The organism is Nocardia miyunensis NBRC 108239 (assembly GCF_001613065.1).
GTDB lineage: Bacteria > Actinomycetota > Actinomycetes > Mycobacteriales > Mycobacteriaceae > Nocardia > Nocardia miyunensis.
The window spans coordinates 38,954-55,064 of sequence record NZ_BDBQ01000023.1; the positions used below are offsets into that span (position 1 = coordinate 38,954).

Sequence of the window (16,111 nt, forward strand, 5' to 3'; positions counted from 1 at the left end):
CGCTCACCGCCAGTACGCGCGGGCGGCGATATTGTCCTTGGGCAGTGTGGATTTCAGCGATTTGGCGATCGATCGCGTGGTCGCCGCATCGCAGGCCGCCCAGCCGAAGGCATCGGGCGAGCAGGTCAGCGATTCGGCGGCCTGACGCAGCGACTGTCCGTCGCCCGCCCGATCGACCCAGGTCACCTCGGTCTTCGGCCCGGTGCGCACGGGCAGTTCACGATCCGATTCGTGCTGCCACTCCAGCCAGACCCGGGTCGGCGTCTCGCCGATGGCATCGAGCAGCGAGTTGATCGCGGGCAGCGACGCGGTATCGCCGAAGATCACGAACTCCGGCGGAACCGGCTGGGGGACAGCGAATTTCGATCCCATCACGGTCGCGTCGATGACGTCCCCGGCCACGGCGTCGCGCGCCCACTGCGAGGCCGGGCCCGCATGCAACGCGAATTCGATGTCGAACGCGTCGCGGTCCGGATCCGGGTCGACCAGGGTGTACCCGCGCTGCACCAGGTTGTCGCCGCCGCTGGGGAACCAGATGCGGATCCACTGGGTGGGGTGCACCGGATGTCCGGCCAGCAGACCGCCTCCAGTGAAGCTCAGCCGCAGGTAGTGATCGGATGCGGTTAGGTTAGCCAAACCATACAGAGGAGTCACGCGGATGATCTTCGGATTCGGCGCGGCCGTGGTTCCGGTATCGCGCGGGCGCAGGATTGCCGCGTCCGGTCCGCTGCGAACCGTTACTCTTGATCATCGGAGCGATCACCGGAGTCGCGTGTCCGGCCGTACCAGCCGGACCACATTGAGGCAGGCGATGCGGCCGGTGCCGGAACGATTGTCCGAAGCACGATGCCAGCTGTTCCCGGTGCAATGGGAGGAACCGTCCGGAATGGTGATGATCGAGGCGATGGTGTACGGACCGGTGACGATGTCACCGGGCAGCGCGACGGGTACGCGCGGATGAGCCCGCTCAACGCCGGCGAACCCGCGACGCTCGGCGGTGCGGGAGGCGCGATCACATTGGTGGAGGGCAGTACGTTCTGCCTGTCCGACCGCGTCGGCGATGTCGAGCTCGGCACTTCGCACGGGCTGTTCTATCGCGATGCGCGGGTGGTGTCCCGCTGGGAGCTGCGGGTGGACGGGCATCGGCCCGAACCGCTGTCGGTGCTCAGCCCGGAGGCGTTCACCGCGCGATTCGTCCTGCGCCGCCCGCCGCGCGCCGGTAAGGCCGACAGCACCCTGCTCGTGGTGCGCGACCGGCTCGTCGCCGACGGCCTGCGCGAGACGATCACGCTGGAGAACCTCGGCCGCGAACCCACCGCCGTCGTGCTCGAACTGCACGCCGAGAGCGATTTCGTGGATCTGTTCGCGGTCAAGGAGGGGCGCGGCGGTCACGGTCGCTCGGAAGTCCTGGTCACCGATGACGAACTGCTGTTCACCGACCGGGCCGATCGGGCCCGCGGGCTGGCGGTCACCTCCTCGGAACTGCCGCAGGTGCTGCCCGGTTCGCTGTCGTGGCGGGTGGTGGTCCCGCCCGGCGGGCGCTGGCGGACCGAGATCCTGGCCCAGCCGACCATGGCCAATCAGCGTGTCCGCCCGCCGTTGCAGCCCGGCGAGCACTACGGGGCCAGTGAACCCGGCCGCAAGATCGAGGCGTGGCGCGATACCGCGACCAAACTCATCGCGGGCGATCCGCTGCTCACCTCGGTCCTGCAGCGCACCGAGAGCGATCTGGGCGCGCTGCGCATCCACGACGACACCCGCGAGGGACGCACCTTCGTCGCCGCCGGGGCGCCCTGGTTCATGACCCTGTTCGGCCGGGACAGTCTGCTCACCGCGTGGATGGCGTTGCCGCTGGACGTCGGCCTGGCGCTGGGCACCATGCAGCAGCTGGCCGAGATGCAGGGGCAGCGGGTGGATCCGCTGACCGAGGAGGAGCCGGGCCGGATCATGCACGAGATCCGCCGCGGGCCCGCCAGCGGTCAGGTGCTCGGCGGCGAGGTCTATTACGGAACCGTCGACGCCACACCGCTTTTCGTGATGTTGCTGGCCGAGGTGCGGCGCTGGGGCGCGGATCTGGAAGCGGTGCAGGCGCTGCTGCCCGCCGCGGACGCGGCGCTGGAGTGGATCGAGCATTTCGGCGATCGCGACGGCGACGGTTTCGTCGAATATCAGCGAGCCACCGATCGCGGCCTGGCCAATCAGGGCTGGAAGGACAGTTACGACGGAATCAACAACAGCGCGGGACATCTGGCGGAGACGCCGATCGCGCTGTGCGAGGTCCAGGGATATGCCTACGCCGCGCTGACCGCGCGTGCGGAACTGGCCGAGGAGTTCGGCGAGTCGGAGACCGCGGCCCGCCTGCGCGACCGGGCCGCGGAATTGCGTCGTAAATTCGCCGAGGCATTCTGGATTCCCGAAAAGGGTTGGTACGCAATAGCTCTGGATCGGCACAAGCACCGCGTCGATTCGCTCACCAGCAATATCGGGCACTGCCTGTGGTCGGGTATCGCGACCGACGAACATGCCGCGCGGATCGTGGAACATCTGTCCACGCCGCAGATGGACAGCGGATTCGGTTTGCGCACACTGGCTTCGGGCATGGGCGCGTTCAATCCGATGAGTTACCACAACGGTTCGGTCTGGCCGCACGACACCGCCGTCGCCGTCGCCGGACTGCTGCGCTATCGGCACATTCCCGGCGCGATCGACCTGGCCACCCGGCTGGCCGACGGATTGCTGGACGCCGCGGCGGCTTTCGGCGGGCGACTACCCGAATTGTTCTGCGGTTTCCCACGATCCAGATTTCCGGCCCCGGTCCCGTACCCCACCTCCTGCTCACCGCAGGCGTGGGCGAGCGCGGCCCCGCTGCTGCTGGTCCGCTCGTTCCTCGGACTCGAACCCGACGTGCCCCGCCGCACCCTGACCGTGCTGCCGCATGTCCCGGACCGCTGGGGCCGGGTCGAACTCACCGATCTGCGCCTCGGCGGAACGGTGCTGGACCTGGTGGTCGACGGTGATCAGGTGAGCTCTTCGAATCTGCCGGAGGACTGGAAGCTCGTCACCCACTGAGCGAGCGGTGCTGGGTCACCACCCGGATTCGGTGACACCGCCGCGCGGATCCGGGGCCAACTCCTCCATCTCGGCGAACCCCGGGGACCGCGGTCGGCTCTCGGGGGGCGTCCGCGGTGCGGTGTTCCCGGGGTCGGTAGCCGATGCCGACTGAGCCGCTGAGCTTTTCGTGGACGACCACCCGGATTCGGTGACGCCGTTGTCACTGCGCCGAGGCAGCTGCTCGGCATTCTCGAACGAATCGCGTGGCGCGGCGCCATCGAGACGCTCGGAAGAATTCGGGGGCGCGAGGGAGATCTCGGGCGGCTCGGGAAGGTGTGCTGTGAGATCGGGCATACCCTCGACGATCTCGTGCACCTTCGGGAAACGTCCGCGCATCTCCCGCAGCGGTGCGTTGAGTTCGCGGCTCTTGCGGGCCAATTCCGCGGCGGCCTCCTGGGCCGCGGCGGTCATCGCGCGGGCGATCTCGGCATAGCTCAGATCGGAGACGTTGCCGTTGAACTTGGTCTCGATCACCGTGCCCTCGGCATTCACCGTCACCGACACTCGCCTACCGCGCGCGGTACCTGTCGCGGTGAGTTGGGCGCGCCGCACCTGCAGGTCGGCGATCAGCGCCATCTGCTCCCGGAAGGCGGTTCTCACCTCCGCCAGTTGCGCCTTCGCGAACTCATTGGCCATGCGCTACTTCTGGAAGCCGTGGGAGTTGCCCCGGTCGGTGTCGTCGAGATACTTCGCGGACGTCTGCTGACCTTCGGCGTGACTTTCGGAATGGTCGGCCAGCCCGTTGGTGATCTGATGCAGCTGTTTCTGCGTATCCAGATAACCGTTCTCGACCGCGAATTCATATCCGTACTTGTCCTCACCCCAGGGGGAACCCAGGCCGTCGGCCTTGGCCTGCAAAGTGGTGAGGGCATTGGAGATTCGATCACTCACGTGCTGCGTCTTCGCCGCGGCGTGCTGGAGCAGAACCGGATCCACCTGAACTTTGCCCATGGCTGGCCCCTCCGACCGGTGCGCTCGAATGTCGTTCGAACATGGCGTTTCCCGAATCAAAGATAGCCGTCCGGCCGAACGACCGGCAAGCCGTTTCGAAAGGCCTTACGAACCAAAGGTTTCGGGGCTTGCCGTTTCGGGTGCGTCGTGCGTCGGTGACCAATACCTGTGCGGATAGTAGACTCCCAGTACTGGGAAGCATCGTTCTGGATGGTGTTGGAAGCGGCCCGATCCGGAGTCTGCGACCGACTGGTCGTCGTGGTCCACCGGGAGGGGGCGGTGCACGATCACGTAGGGGGTGGGTGCCATGGCCGGAGGCGGAATAGACAAACCATCCGGCCTGGACTATCTGCTCGACATGCTGGGCCTGCACTGGCCCGACGGCGACGAGTACAAGATGTGGGACCTCGCCGACGCCTGGCACGACGCGGCGAAATCACTCGACGACATCGACGCCGATATCGATGCGGCCATCGCGGCGGTGCGGGCGGCCTATCCGGACGGTACCGGCGGCGACGCGATGATCGAGCAGTTGCAGTCGATGCGTACCGGATCGCAGTCGATCGATCAGTTGGTCAGCTGGTTCAACCACGTCGGCGACAGCGCCCAATCGACTGGTGACTCCATCGAGGGCGGCAAGATCAATTTCGAAACGCTGCTGTTGACGACAGCGGCCATGCTTCTGGCCGACGAGGGCTGGGGGCCCTTCGCGCCGGCGGCACAGGCGGGCACGATCGCCATTGCCCGGGTCGGTGCGTGGGCGGCGATGCGGCAACTGCTGAAGGACATCGTCGAGGCCGGGCTCAGGGACGTCCTGATCACGACGATGAAGAGTCAATGGCAACGCCTCGTGATGCACCTGGTGCTGGACGCGACCCTGCCCGCGTTGGTGGATCTGGGCAATCAGGAGGCGCGGGTCCTCAGCGGCCATCAGGACGGCATCCACTGGGGTGATGTCGGCAAGACCGCCGTCGTGGGGCTCGCGGGCGGTCTGACGGGTGGTCTCGCCGGTGGCCTCATGCAGGGATGGATGCGGAACCTGAGCAGCGGGATGTTCAAGGGTCTTGCGTCGGGGATCACCGGCGGTGTGGCCGGGACACTGGCCAGCGGGCTGACCGACATGGCGTACACGGGCAAGTGGGAGTTGAATCCCAGTGCGCTGGTCGCGGGGGCGTTCTGGGGAGCGCACGGTTCGCTCGGCGGACACCACACCGTCGAGGACGGCAGCGCCCCCCATACGCGAGTGAATCTCACCGATGAGGGTGGTGCGCCGCGTGAGCGGGTCTCGATTCCCACGGATGGTCAGGACGGCAGTTCACCGCATGTCGAGCCGGCCGGGGAACATTCGCCGTCCTCGGTCGAGGAGAATTCGGGTACCGGGCAGCACGGCGGCGACGATTCGACGCGTCCGTCGGAATCGGAGCGCGGTTCGGAAAGTTCTGAGACACAGGATCATTCGACGTCGACGCACGATCGTCCGGTGGATTCGCAGTCCACGCACGACACGTCGTCCGAGAGCGGGTCGAAGGTTCATTCGACGGGTTCGGACGAGGCGCGTCCGGAGTCGCATTCGGCCGAGTCCCACCCGGCGCAGTCGCACAATGCCGAATCTCGTTCCGAGGGAACGAATGTCACTGCCGCCGGTGATCACTCGGGAGCGCGTTCGGACAACGCCGCTCGGCCGGAGTCGCCGGTATCGGCGCGTTCGGGAGGTTCGACGGGCGACGGTGTGCGTGCGCCGGGCTCGAGTGCACGCCCCTCGGCCACCGGAGACGGGTCGAGCGCCTACCGGCCCAGCCGATCCGAAACCGCCCCGACGCGAGACGAATCCACGTCCACACCGGCCGAGCGGCCGATGGCGGGCAGCGGCGAGTCGTCCGGGACCCGGCCGACCTCGGATCCGCCGACCGCCGAATCCGTGTCCGCGGACAAGCCGTTCAGTGCCTCGCTCGATCAGCCGGTCTCGGAAGCGCCTCGCGCCGATGACGTTCCGGTCTCCGCGTCCCGACCGGTGGATGACGTGGAATTCACTGTCCCGGACGATATCTCGGGTATCCACGAGACACCCGCGCCGCCGGAACCGTCGACCCGCGCCGGTCTGGCCGACGACGCTGCGCGTCCGGGCGTTCCGGAACGCCCGTCGAGCCGCACCGGCGACCGCCCCGAGTCCTCCTCCCCGATCCGCGCCCGCAGCACGGGCGCCGAACGTGCCCCCCGCGCAGGCGAATCCGCCTCCCGGGCCGGTGAGTCGAGCACCCGCCCCGCCGAATCCAGCCCCCGGGCAGGCGATTCCAGCCGCACGGATCGCGCGGGCAGCTCCGGCCATCCCCGCGAACTCGTCGGCGCGCGGGCCCGCGGTGACGACGACGCACCCCGCCCGGAACACCCCGGCGACGACGACGGCACCCGTCCCCCAGATCATCCCGGCGAGGACCCCCACGTCCGCGCCGGTCTGCCCGAGAACCCGCGTCCGGGCGACGAGGGAACCCACCCCGCCGAGCGCACCCCGGAGGAGCACCGCACCGGCGACCACGACGAACCCGCGACACGTCCCGCCGATCACGAACGGGAAGAGCCGCAACGAGATTCGACAGATCAGGAGCATCACGAGGACGGTTCGCCGCATCCGGACGAGACCGGGCCGCACGAGCGCCCGAGCGTCGAGGACGCATTCCGCGATCACGCCGAACCGACCGATGCCGGACTCTCGCTGCACGCGCAAGATCCGGAACTGAGCAGGCTGGCGGGTCGCGTCCCCGCCGACGACCGCTACTTCACCGTCGATGCTCACGTTACCGCCGACGGCCACGTCCGCATCGGCGAACACCGTTACACGCCCGAGGAATTCGGCGACATGCTGCGCCAGCACGGCTGGGACGGCGAGAAGCCCATCCGCATGATCGGCTGCGACGCCGCGGAAAACGGCTTCGCCAACCGCCTGGCCAACCACCTCGACACCGACGTCCTGGCCCCCACCGAAAAGGCCTGGTCCGACGAACACGGCCGCGTCTACACCAGCACCTCCGTCAAGGACGACAACGGCAACCCCCGCCCCCGCATCCCCCCGGACGGCGAATGGCACACCACCCACCCGGACGGCACCAGGACTCCCGCGAGCGAGGACGGTTTCGTCCCGGGGACGCCGGAGAGTGCCAAACACGGTCTCGACCACGACGCCGCAGTGAAACGAGGCCCGGAGCCGTCCGAATCCGAGTCCGAATTCGACCGAGGTCTGCTCCTGCCTGACACCGGCAAACGAGTGGTTCTGGGCGATGCCACCTATGTGGTCGATGAGCTCAACCGGACCGAGGTAGCCGTTGCCAAGATGGAATTGCCGGAAAATTACAAGAAGCGTGGAGTCTCACACCTCGATCACCCGGTGGGCTGGATCGGTGGGGTCGATCATCGTGGTCATTTGATTCCAGAGGCCGGTGTGAAGAATCATAAGGATGTCAACGTCTCGGAAAACATCATCGCGCAGCACGGAAACTCGAATGTGTCTGCCAAGAAGATCTGGGAGAATGCGTGCAACAAATTTGTAGCGGAGAATCCCGGAATATACGCGAGAGCGGAGATTCTGGATCGCGACGGCGCCGGACGGGTGAACTATACGGAGTTCAAGCTGTATGATGCTGATGGAGAAGAGATTCGGGAGTTCAGTGTGGTGCTCGATAATCCGGCTCTGAAGGGCGAGGAGGGGCGTGCATATCCGCTGCACTCCAATTATTTGTCCCGCTGAAATCTGGTAAGTCCGTGGAATGGAGTGAAATGTCGGCAGTACCCCCCGAGGAGCAGAAGGTCCTCGATGCGGCAATTGGCCAGCAGGTCCTGCGGGAGATGTACGAGGACGACACCCGTGCCACCCTGAAAGTGGAACTTCGCGATAAGCGGATCGGTGTTTCGCTTTCTGCCGATACTCAGTCGGCGATAATCCCGCCGGGTGAGCTGATTCAGGCGATCGCAGATCTGGTGACTGCCCACGAACGTGCATCCACGGGGTTCACCGGGGTGACTTATGAGTATCTGAAGGACGCCCAGGGACAGTGGACGATGGTTGCGCAGTTCGCCTACGCGAATTGACCCGCGACATTTGCCGAGCGGTGTCGGTCATCACGCGCCAGTTATGACCGACACCGCTCGGTCTTTTGCCGCGCTGTCCACCTCGCCGAGGAGAAAATCGCGGGCCTGGACGTGGCGGACCAACTCCGGTTCCGGGGACAGGCCGTGTTTGCGGAGGTAGTGGGGGACCGAGCCTGCCCAGATCCAGGTGCCGTCGGTGCGGTAGTTCAGCGGGACGTCGCGGTCGGTGGGGGCGAATTCGTCGACGTCGAAGCTGCGGGCGGCCAGGATTATGGGGGCGGACTCCAGGTAGGTCAGCAGCGCCTCGGTCAGGGCGGGGTCCAGGGGGGCGCGGTCGGCGATGGGGTGGCCGTTCGGGTCGCGGCCGTCGTAGACGCGGGCCAGGCGCGGGGGCGAGGTGGTCGGGTCGCTCATCTGGATGTCGTCCCCTCCGATGGGTTTTCGAGTCCGCGCTTCGATCGTAACCGGGGCGGGGGTGATTCGCGGATGGTGATCGGCCCGCCCCGGGGGACGGTGCTAGAGGCTCACGCGCTGGTCCTGGGCGAGGAACAGTTTGTCGCTCTCTTTGACGCCGAAGGTCTGGTAGAACTCCGGGAGGTTGCGGACGACCTGGTTGCAGCGGAATTCGTTGGGGGAGTGGGGGTCGGTGGCCAGGAGCGACTGGGTGTACTGGGTGGTTTGCTTGCTGCGCCAGTTGCGGCCCCAGGCCAGGAACACGTCGGTGTAGTTCGGGGCGTCGGTCTTCAGGTCGATGCGGAAGGCGGACAGGGAGATCATCAGTCCGCGCAGGTCGGCGAGGTTCTCGCCGACCGTGAGCGCGCCGTTGACATGCTCGGTCGGTGGCAGGCCCTCGGGGACCAGCACGTCGTACTGGGCGATGAGCTGTTTGGTCTTGGCGTCGAACGCGGCTTGATCCTGCGGGGTCCACCAGTCCTTGCGGTTGCCGTCGCCGTCGTACTTGGAGCCCTGATCGTCGAAGCCGTGGCCGATCTCGTGGCCGATGACCGCGCCGATCGCGCCGTAGTTGACCGCCGCCTCGGCGTCCTTGTCGAAGAACGGGGCCTGCAGGATCGCGGCGGGGAAATTGATCGAGTTGGAGGTCACGTCGTAGTAGGCGTTGACCGTCTGCGGGGTCATACCCCATTCGGTCTTGTCGACCGGGGTGCCGAGCTTGTTCATCGCGCGCTGGGACTCGAAAGCATTGATCGCGAGCAGGGATTCGACGAGTTTGCCGCGGGTGACCTTAACCTTCGAATAGTCCTCCCACTTGTCCGGGTAGCCGATCTTGACCGTGATCTTGCCCAGTTTGGCGATGGCGGCATCACGCGTCGCCGGGGACATCCAGCTGGAGTTGCGGAAGTTCTGCCGGTACGCGGCGAGCAGATTGTCGACCAACTGCTTGGCCCGGTCCTTGGCCTCGGCGGGAAAGTACTTGGCCACGTAGAGTTTTCCGAGCACCTCGCCCAGATTGCCGTCGACCACGCCGACCGCGGATTTCCACAGTTCGGGTCGCTGCTGTATGCCCGAGGTGACCTTCACGTACTCGAAGTTGGCATCGGAGAGCGTCTTGGTCATGTACCTGGCGTAGCTGCGCAGCAGGGCCAGCTTCAGGTAGTCGCGCCAGATCGCGATATCGGTTGCGGCCCAGATTTTCCCGGCGGTGGTGACGAAGGACGGCTCACCGACGACGACCTTCGCGAACAGGTCCTTCGGTCGATTTGTGCTTCCGGAAAGCCAAGGCTCCCAATCGAATTCGGGGGCAAGCGCCTTGACCTCGTCCCAGGACCTCAGGTTGTAGGTGGCGTCGCTGTCCCGGGTCCGCACGTTGTCCCAGAATGCCGCGGCGATCTGCTTCTCCAGATCGAGTACGCGCTGCGCCGCGCCGTTCGGGTCGGGCAGGCCGCCGCCGGCCGCGAGCTTGCGCAACAGGGTCGAATAGGCCGCGAGATACTGTGCGTACTGCGGTTTGCTGTAGTACTGCTCGCTCATGCCCAGGCCGGACTGGTCGATCGAGGGCAGGTAGGCGTTGGAATTCTTCTGGTCGACGGTGACGCCGAGCCCTATCAGCCCGCCCAGCGGCAGGGCGCCCATCACCTTGGCGAGATCGGGTTTGGTCGCCGCCCCGTCGATCTCGGCGAACAGCCCGGCCAGGGGGGTCAGGCCGAGTTTGTCGAGAGTGGCCTCGTCCATGCGCGCGTCGTACAGATCGCGGATCTGCTGCTCCGCGGTGCCGTCCTTCGGATCCTTGATCCCGTTGATGACATCCTTCAGCTGCCCCTCGACCCGGTCGGAAACCTCGGTGAAGGTGCCGAAGCTGGTCTTGTCCGGCGGCAGTTGATAGGTGCGCAGCCACGTGCCGTTGACGTGCCGGAACAGATCGTCCTGCGGACGCACGGCCTTGTCCATGCCCGACAGGTCCGGCCCGGTGGGCGGTTTCGAGGCGGAATCGCTGTCCTTGCAGGAGGCCAGGGCCGCGGCAACCGGTACGGCGCCGAGCGCGACCAGGAACGAACGGCGATCCAGATGAACCGGACGACGCGACGAACTCACAGAGAATCCTCTCCCGACTACTGCGTGGCGAAAGTGGTTGGCCCTAGCTCGGCCCGAGGCTACTGGAATCTCCTGAGAAGCGGGTGAACGAGCCCGCGATGACCCGGATTTGGGCCCGACCTGCGGCTTGGCTACACTGATCCGGTTGCTTGCGGGACAGCTGTGCCCGCACTTCGGCCGCGAACCCACAGTGGTTGATCTCCGGATCCTGGTAAAACCGCTGGCAGGCGCGCGTGCGAAGGGTAACTGACCATGCCCGTCGGGTCGGAAATCCGGCGTGCATTTCGTCCAGGTCTAGGAGGAGCTGAAGTGATTCAGCAGGAGTCGCGACTGCGCGTCGCCGACAACACGGGTGCCAAGGAGATCTTGTGCATCCGGGTGCTCGGTGGTTCGTCGCGTCGCTATGCCGGTATCGGCGATATCATCGTCGCCACCGTGAAGGACGCCATCCCCGGCGGCAACGTCAAAAAGGGTGAGGTCGTCAAGGCTGTCATCGTGCGCACCGTCAAGGAGCGCCGTCGTCCGGATGGCTCGTACATCCGCTTCGACGAGAACGCCGCGGTGCTGATCAAGGCGGACAACGATCCGCGTGGCACCCGCATCTTCGGCCCCGTCGGCCGCGAGCTGCGTGAGAAGAAGTTCATGAAGATCGTCTCGCTGGCCCCGGAGGTGCTCTGACATGAAGGTGCACAAGGGCGATACCGTCATCGTCGTCTCCGGTAAGGACAAGGGCGCCAAGGGCAAGGTCATCCAGGCCTACCCGGCGACCGAGAAGGTCCTGGTCGAGGGCGTGAACCGGATCAAGAAGCATGTCGCGAACTCCGCGAACCAGCGTGGCGCCAGCTCCGGCGGCATCGTTACCCAGGAAGCGCCCATCCACGTGTCGAACGTGATGGTCGTCGACTCGGACGGCAAGCCGACCCGCGTGGGCTACCGCACCGACGAGAACGGCAAGCGGGTGCGCATCTCCCGTCGCAACGGGAAGGACATCTGATGACCACCACCGAGAACAAGATTCTGCCCCGCCTCAAGGTCCGGTACCGCGAGGAGATCCGGGACGAGCTGAACAAGGAATTCGGCTACGCCAACGTCATGCAGATCCCCGGCGTGGTGAAGGTCGTGGTGAACATGGGTGTCGGTGACGCCGCCCGTGACGCGAAGCTGATCAACGGCGCGGTCAACGACCTGACGCTGATCACCGGTCAGAAGCCCGAGATCCGTAAGGCCACCAAGTCGATCGCGCAGTTCAAGCTGCGTGAGGGCATGCCGATCGGCGCGAAGGTCACTCTGCGTGGCGACCGGATGTGGGAGTTCCTGGACCGTCTGGTGTCCATCGCGCTGCCGCGTATCCGGGACTTCCGTGGTCTGTCGCCCAAGCAGTTCGACGGCCACGGCAACTACACGTTCGGTCTGAGCGAGCAGTCGATGTTCCACGAGATCGACGTGGACAGCATCGATCGTCCCCGTGGTATGGATATCACCGTGGTGACCACCGCGACCAACAACGACGAGGGTCGCGCGCTGCTCAAGCACCTCGGCTTCCCGTTCAAGGAGAACTGAGCACATGGCTAAGAAAGCTCTGATCAACAAGGCCAACGCGAAGCCGAAGTTCGCCGTTCGCGCCTACACCCGCTGCCAGCGTTGCGGTCGCCCGCACGCGGTGTACCGCAAGTTCGGCCTGTGCCGTGTGTGCCTGCGCGAGATGGCGCACCGCGGCGAGCTGCCGGGCGTGCACAAGAGCTCCTGGTGAGCTCGCGCTGCTGAGGCAGCGCACGCACTGAGCGCAACAATCGAATCGCCGAAGGGTGCGGACTCCAGAGAGTCCGCACCCTTCGCCGTGCCCAAACCAGCTCGCCATCTGCCGCATCGTTTTGCCGTACCGAGCCCTCGTGTCAACCCGGTCGATCTCGATGAGCATGTGAACGGGCCGAAGCCGCAGTCAGTTGGTCTTCGAACTCGGCAGATGCGGCCCGATATAGCCGATGTAGATCTTTGCTGACCGCAGGATGTCGTCGTAGTAGTGCATACGTGGGCTGATCATGGCGAATTGCGCGATCTTGAAATGAGCCCCCATGAAGATCCGGCCACGCGCGTTTACGCTATCGGGAACTGGAAGCAGCCGTGGCGAGCGAAACTTCGGGTTCTTCTGCACATCACCTGACTCGTCCCGCGCGTGCTTGTTCGGCGGAAAGCCATGGAGTTCGCCGGGCGTGTCACTGAGGTATGCCTCCACGCTTCCGGTCCAAGTACGAGCCACGCAGGTGCTGGCGTAGTCACGCAGAGCTAGCAGCGCATCCCAGCAAAGTCCGGCCCAGGTGCCGAGAGTGGGTCGTGGACGTCGAGGCCTTGCGTTGTGGACGCATTGCCGGTGAACTGTAGGTGATCCAGTTCGCAGAAGCGTTCCAGCAATTCGTCGAAACCTTCTGTCTGATGTCTTCTGCTGAGGGCGTGGCTTCCCAAGCAGTCGCCTGGTTGGCAACGCGGGCGAGTTCGCCACGGAAGTGTCGTAACTGACGATCGAGCTCGGCCCGCTGTACCTCGGCGATCGCGCGGTCCTGCTGTTCGTCTTCAAGGCTCCGTCGCAGGTTTGCAATTTCCTCCTTCTGTAGGTCCGCCTCGTCTTCGAGCGTTCGGACCCTGTTGCGAACGGTGTTGGCCGCGCGGGTGAGCCGGTCCGTGTCGGCCGCGCGGTTGCCCAGAGCTGAGACAGTTTCGACGGATAGCTCGCCGGTGCCCAGTACCTCGGCGACCACATGACGCAGTGCGTCGAGAACTGGCTTGTCGATTGTTGTTTCGACGAGCGCTGTCGTCGCGGGCACTACAGGTGGTGCATGCAGTTCAGGTTCGACAGGTGCTTGCAACACCTCGACCGCTGGGATGGCGGATTGTTGAGGCGCAGCATCGAGTTGGTCGAGCAGGCGGGCGTCCAGTTGCTCGCGCAGGCGTCGGTCAAGTCGGGCCACTGTGGTGGGGAGCGAAGCGGTCAGCGACAGCTCCCGGGCCCGTCGGCCGAGGAGGCGTTGTAGGACTCGCACGTCGTCGCGGACGATGCGGCCGGTGCCGAGTACCCGGTGCCGGACGGACTCGAGGGGGTTCGATGGGTCCGCACCGGGCTGGAACGTTCGTACTGTGCCAGGGGCTACCCGATGCGATGACGGCGTCAATTCGTTGTACTCGTTGGTCGCTTCCGCATCGAGTACGTAGGAGGCCGCCAGCCCCACCGTCTCCTTCAAGAGCTTTTCGACATAGCCGGACCATTTGTCCACCGGTAGTTCCGGGGAGGTACCCGCGATGAATAGGTGTCCGCGACGGTCAGGGTCTGTGAGGGCGTCGAGCACTGAACTGACTTCGTCAATCCGGACAATGCGCGGGCCGGCACCGAGCAAGTGGTTGCCGTCTCGGCCGGGGAGCACTTCCAGTAGGTCCCGTGCAAGTCGAGGTGCCTTTGCGGCAGGTCCTTTCTCCGGGCTTTCGAGATCGATCCATACCCAGCCGTCCCGCTTCGAGCGGAGACGGTGGACTGTCAACTCGGTCGCCCAACCCGAATCCTGGACGAATCGGTGCCGTGTTGTCTGTGAACCATCGCGAGACTGTTCGAGTAGAGCGACGCCGACGACACCTGGAGCGATGTCTTTCGATGCACCGAATTGCAACACGTCGGGGTCCCAGCGCTTGGACAGCAACCACGAATTGAGTTGTTGCGTAGCCAGTTCGAGCAGCTCGGCTCATCCCGAACGCGGAAGAACGAACGGTATGCGAGCGGCATCTGGACAGGCCTCCTCGAAACCCGACTGCTCGGATTCGAGCACGGCGGCATTCTCGTTGACAGTGCGAAATTTACCATCGCCGAAGCCGTTTGGTGTCATCGTGGCGATCTCGACGCGGACTTCCACGTGAGCGCTGTCGGCGACACTCACAGCGAGTTCCGGCAGTGTATCCGCTGAACCCGATGCGGCCCGGCACATCTGTTGCCTCGACGGTGTCGATCTGCCTTCGTCCCTCGCCCCTCGAACCGCACCCGTGGCATCGGCCGCGGTGACTCTCGCTCGTGCGGACACGTCGAATGGTCGATAGCTCTGCTGCGCTCGTCCGGAGTGGAGTCGTCCAGATGGCTGCGGTCTGCTCTGGTCTGAATCCTTCTGTGTCCGTTGAAAATTCGGATTCAAACTGTCGGTGTTCGTCGGTAGTCTTCGCCCATGCCCTCCGTTCTGCACGAGGCGGTTGCCGATCTGTTTCGGCAGCGTCCACGTTTAGCGGCCGATCTCCTGACGCTCTCCGACGAGTGCGCCGTCCCCGAGTTCGACCACGCGCGACTGGAATCCGGCGACTTTCCGGATATCGACCCGACCGAGTACCGCGCAGATGCGGTCGTCGCGTTGACCAATGGCAACAGCCCGGTACTGGCTGTGGTGATCGAGGTTCAATTACGGCCCGACCCGGAGAAAGGCTGGAGCTGGCCAGTCTACCTCACCACGCTGCGCGCCCGATTGCGATGCCCCACAGTCCTTTTGGTTCTGTGCGCCGACGATCGCACTGCCGCCCGCTGTCGCCGGCCACTCTTACTCGCTCCCCGCTGCACCCTGGTACCGGTCGTCTTCGGCCCCGCAGACGTGCCGGTGATCACCGACCGCGCGCAGGTCGGCCGAAACCCCGAGCTGGCCGTGCTGTCAGCAGTTGCCCACCGCAATCACCCCGATCGTGAGCAGATCCTCGCGGTCTTCGCCGCCGAGATGGTCGACGTCGCGAACGGTCAAATGTACATTGACCTGGTACTCGCGATACTGCCGCGGGCGGCCCGGAAACTCCTGGAGACTCTTATGGCAACCGGCACCTACCAGTACAAGAGTGAGTTCGCGCGGCGGTACTACGCCGAGGGAGAAGCAAAGGGAGAAGCCTCAGCGCTGCTGACGATCCTTCGTGCCCGGCAGTTGCCTGTTCCCGAGGAGGTCGAGCAAAGGGTGCTGTCCTGCTCGGATCTCGACTTGTTGAGTTCGTGGGTGCGGCGCGCTGCTACCGCAGCCACCATCGAGGAGGTCTTCGAGGAGTAGTTGCAGGCCGGGGCGACCCGGTTGCTGCTCGATGAGATCGTCCGCGACGGTGCCCGCCACATACTTGCGGCCGTGTTGCGGCCGAGGTCGCTGTTCATGTGGCCCAGTTCGCCGCACAGCTCGACGAGAACGGTTACCGTCTGGTGGTTCGCAACGGCTACCACGCCGAGCGGGAAGTCCTCACCGCGGCGGGCGCGGTGAGGGTCACAGCCCTCCGGGTCAACGACAAGCGGGTGGTCCGGAAACTGGTGTCCGGCAGCGGTTTTCCTCCGTGATCTTGTTAGCCCGGGCGCGGAAATTGCCGCAGGTCACCGAGATGCTGCCGCTGCTGTGCCGCCGCCGCGGCATGACCGCACCGGTGCCGGCTGTCG

General features: G+C 65.4%; 16 protein-coding genes and 2 pseudogenes. 10 read left to right on the top strand and 8 right to left on the bottom strand.

What is annotated here, in order from left to right:
* Window positions 1–3 precede the first annotated feature (3 nt).
* Window positions 4–636, bottom strand: a complete 633-nt coding sequence (locus NM2_RS10100; RefSeq protein ID WP_245717943.1) for a siderophore-interacting protein — start codon at window positions 634–636, stop codon at window positions 4–6.
* Between the two features lie 196 nt (window positions 637–832).
* Here NM2_RS10100 and NM2_RS53375 point away from each other — a divergent pair.
* Window positions 833–943 (top strand): annotated as a pseudogene (locus NM2_RS53375) (glycosyltransferase family 4 protein); the annotation flags it as partial.
* Window positions 944–957: 14 nt separating this feature from the next.
* Window positions 958–3,069, top strand: a complete 2,112-nt coding sequence (locus NM2_RS10110) for an amylo-alpha-1,6-glucosidase (RefSeq protein ID WP_067666969.1) — start codon at window positions 958–960, stop codon at window positions 3,067–3,069.
* Window positions 3,070–3,084: 15 nt separating this feature from the next.
* Here NM2_RS10110 and NM2_RS10115 read toward each other — a convergent pair whose 3' ends face one another.
* Complete coding sequence (locus tag NM2_RS10115; RefSeq protein ID WP_067666971.1) at window positions 3,085–3,747, bottom strand: YbaB/EbfC family nucleoid-associated protein; 663 nt, start codon at window positions 3,745–3,747, stop codon at window positions 3,085–3,087.
* Window positions 3,748–3,750: 3 nt separating this feature from the next.
* The gene (locus tag NM2_RS10120) at window positions 3,751–4,062 is read right to left on the bottom strand and encodes a WXG100 family type VII secretion target (RefSeq protein WP_067666973.1); all 312 of its coding nucleotides are present in this window, start codon (window positions 4,060–4,062) and stop codon (window positions 3,751–3,753) included.
* A gap of 307 nt (window positions 4,063–4,369) precedes the next feature.
* Here NM2_RS10120 and NM2_RS10125 point away from each other — a divergent pair, with 307 nt between their 5' ends.
* Window positions 4,370–7,801 carry a WXG100-like domain-containing protein gene (locus NM2_RS10125; protein WP_067666975.1) on the top strand — a complete coding sequence of 1,144 codons (3,432 nt, stop codon included), beginning with the start codon at window positions 4,370–4,372 and terminating at the stop codon, window positions 7,799–7,801.
* Window positions 7,802–7,815: 14 nt separating this feature from the next.
* On the top strand, window positions 7,816–8,142 hold the full coding sequence (locus tag NM2_RS10130) for a hypothetical protein (RefSeq protein ID WP_157121009.1): 327 nt from the start codon (window positions 7,816–7,818) through the stop codon (window positions 8,140–8,142).
* 30 nt (window positions 8,143–8,172) lie between these two features.
* Here NM2_RS10130 and NM2_RS10135 read toward each other — a convergent pair whose 3' ends face one another.
* On the bottom strand, window positions 8,173–8,556 hold the full coding sequence (locus tag NM2_RS10135) for a hypothetical protein (protein WP_067666979.1): 384 nt from the start codon (window positions 8,554–8,556) through the stop codon (window positions 8,173–8,175).
* Between the two features lie 102 nt (window positions 8,557–8,658).
* Entirely contained in the window at window positions 8,659–10,692 is a 2,034-nt protein-coding gene (locus NM2_RS10140; protein WP_245717944.1) for a M13 family metallopeptidase, read from the bottom strand.
* A 309-nt stretch (window positions 10,693–11,001) separates the two neighbouring features.
* Here NM2_RS10140 and rplN point away from each other — a divergent pair, with 309 nt between their 5' ends.
* The 4 genes from rplN to NM2_RS10160 are packed head-to-tail and all read left to right on the top strand — an operon-like array spanning window position 11,002 to window position 12,442.
* On the top strand, window positions 11,002–11,370 hold the full coding sequence (gene rplN / locus NM2_RS10145) for a 50S ribosomal protein L14 (RefSeq protein ID WP_040818501.1): 369 nt from the start codon (window positions 11,002–11,004) through the stop codon (window positions 11,368–11,370).
* Between the two features lies 1 nt (window position 11,371).
* Window positions 11,372–11,686, top strand: a complete 315-nt coding sequence (gene rplX, locus NM2_RS10150; protein WP_040818503.1) for a 50S ribosomal protein L24 — start codon at window positions 11,372–11,374, stop codon at window positions 11,684–11,686.
* A complete protein-coding gene (rplE, locus tag NM2_RS10155; protein ID WP_067666980.1) occupies window positions 11,686–12,252 on the top strand; it encodes a 50S ribosomal protein L5 in 567 nt (188 codons plus the stop codon). Before rplX ends, rplE begins: the two co-directional genes overlap by 1 nt.
* A gap of 4 nt (window positions 12,253–12,256) precedes the next feature.
* A complete protein-coding gene (locus NM2_RS10160; RefSeq protein ID WP_029923637.1) occupies window positions 12,257–12,442 on the top strand; it encodes a type Z 30S ribosomal protein S14 in 186 nt (61 codons plus the stop codon).
* Between the two features lie 189 nt (window positions 12,443–12,631).
* Here the strand turns inward: NM2_RS10160 and NM2_RS48895 are convergent, their stop codons facing one another.
* Genes NM2_RS48895 through NM2_RS10175 form a run of 3 tightly spaced genes read right to left on the bottom strand, consistent with a single transcriptional unit; the run spans window position 12,632 to window position 14,609 of the window.
* Window positions 12,632–12,925 carry a hypothetical protein gene (locus tag NM2_RS48895; protein ID WP_157121010.1) on the bottom strand — a complete coding sequence of 98 codons (294 nt, stop codon included), beginning with the start codon at window positions 12,923–12,925 and terminating at the stop codon, window positions 12,632–12,634.
* 40 nt (window positions 12,926–12,965) lie between these two features.
* Window positions 12,966–14,375 (bottom strand): hypothetical protein, encoded by a 1,410-nt coding sequence (locus tag NM2_RS48900; RefSeq protein ID WP_157121011.1) that lies wholly within the window; start codon window positions 14,373–14,375, stop codon window positions 12,966–12,968.
* 42 nt (window positions 14,376–14,417) lie between these two features.
* Window positions 14,418–14,609, bottom strand: coding sequence for a hypothetical protein (locus tag NM2_RS10175; protein WP_157121012.1), 192 nt, complete (start codon window positions 14,607–14,609; stop codon window positions 14,418–14,420).
* A gap of 279 nt (window positions 14,610–14,888) precedes the next feature.
* Here NM2_RS10175 and NM2_RS10180 point away from each other — a divergent pair, with 279 nt between their 5' ends.
* Together NM2_RS10180 and NM2_RS47340 are read left to right on the top strand one after the other, a co-directional pair.
* The gene (locus NM2_RS10180; RefSeq protein WP_067666988.1) at window positions 14,889–15,740 is read left to right on the top strand and encodes an RpnC/YadD family protein; all 852 of its coding nucleotides are present in this window, start codon (window positions 14,889–14,891) and stop codon (window positions 15,738–15,740) included.
* Window positions 15,741–16,071, top strand: a pseudogene (locus NM2_RS47340) (IS256 family transposase); the annotation flags it as partial.
* Window positions 16,072–16,111: the final 40 nt, after the last annotated feature.

Coding starts and splice junctions, on each gene's coding strand:
- NM2_RS10110 (WP_067666969.1), top strand. CDS start 958: ATGAGCCCGCTCAACGCCGGCGAACCCGCGACGCTCGGCGGTGCGGGA.
- NM2_RS10115 (WP_067666971.1), bottom strand. CDS start 3,747: ATGGCCAATGAGTTCGCGAAGGCGCAACTGGCGGAGGTGAGAACCGCC.
- NM2_RS10120 (WP_067666973.1), bottom strand. CDS start 4,062: ATGGGCAAAGTTCAGGTGGATCCGGTTCTGCTCCAGCACGCCGCGGCG.
- NM2_RS10125 (WP_067666975.1), top strand. CDS start 4,370: ATGGCCGGAGGCGGAATAGACAAACCATCCGGCCTGGACTATCTGCTC.
- NM2_RS10135 (WP_067666979.1), bottom strand. CDS start 8,556: ATGAGCGACCCGACCACCTCGCCCCCGCGCCTGGCCCGCGTCTACGAC.
- rplX (WP_040818503.1), top strand. CDS start 11,372: ATGAAGGTGCACAAGGGCGATACCGTCATCGTCGTCTCCGGTAAGGAC.
- rplE (WP_067666980.1), top strand. CDS start 11,686: ATGACCACCACCGAGAACAAGATTCTGCCCCGCCTCAAGGTCCGGTAC.
- NM2_RS10160 (WP_029923637.1), top strand. CDS start 12,257: ATGGCTAAGAAAGCTCTGATCAACAAGGCCAACGCGAAGCCGAAGTTC.
- NM2_RS10180 (WP_067666988.1), top strand. CDS start 14,889: ATGCCCTCCGTTCTGCACGAGGCGGTTGCCGATCTGTTTCGGCAGCGT.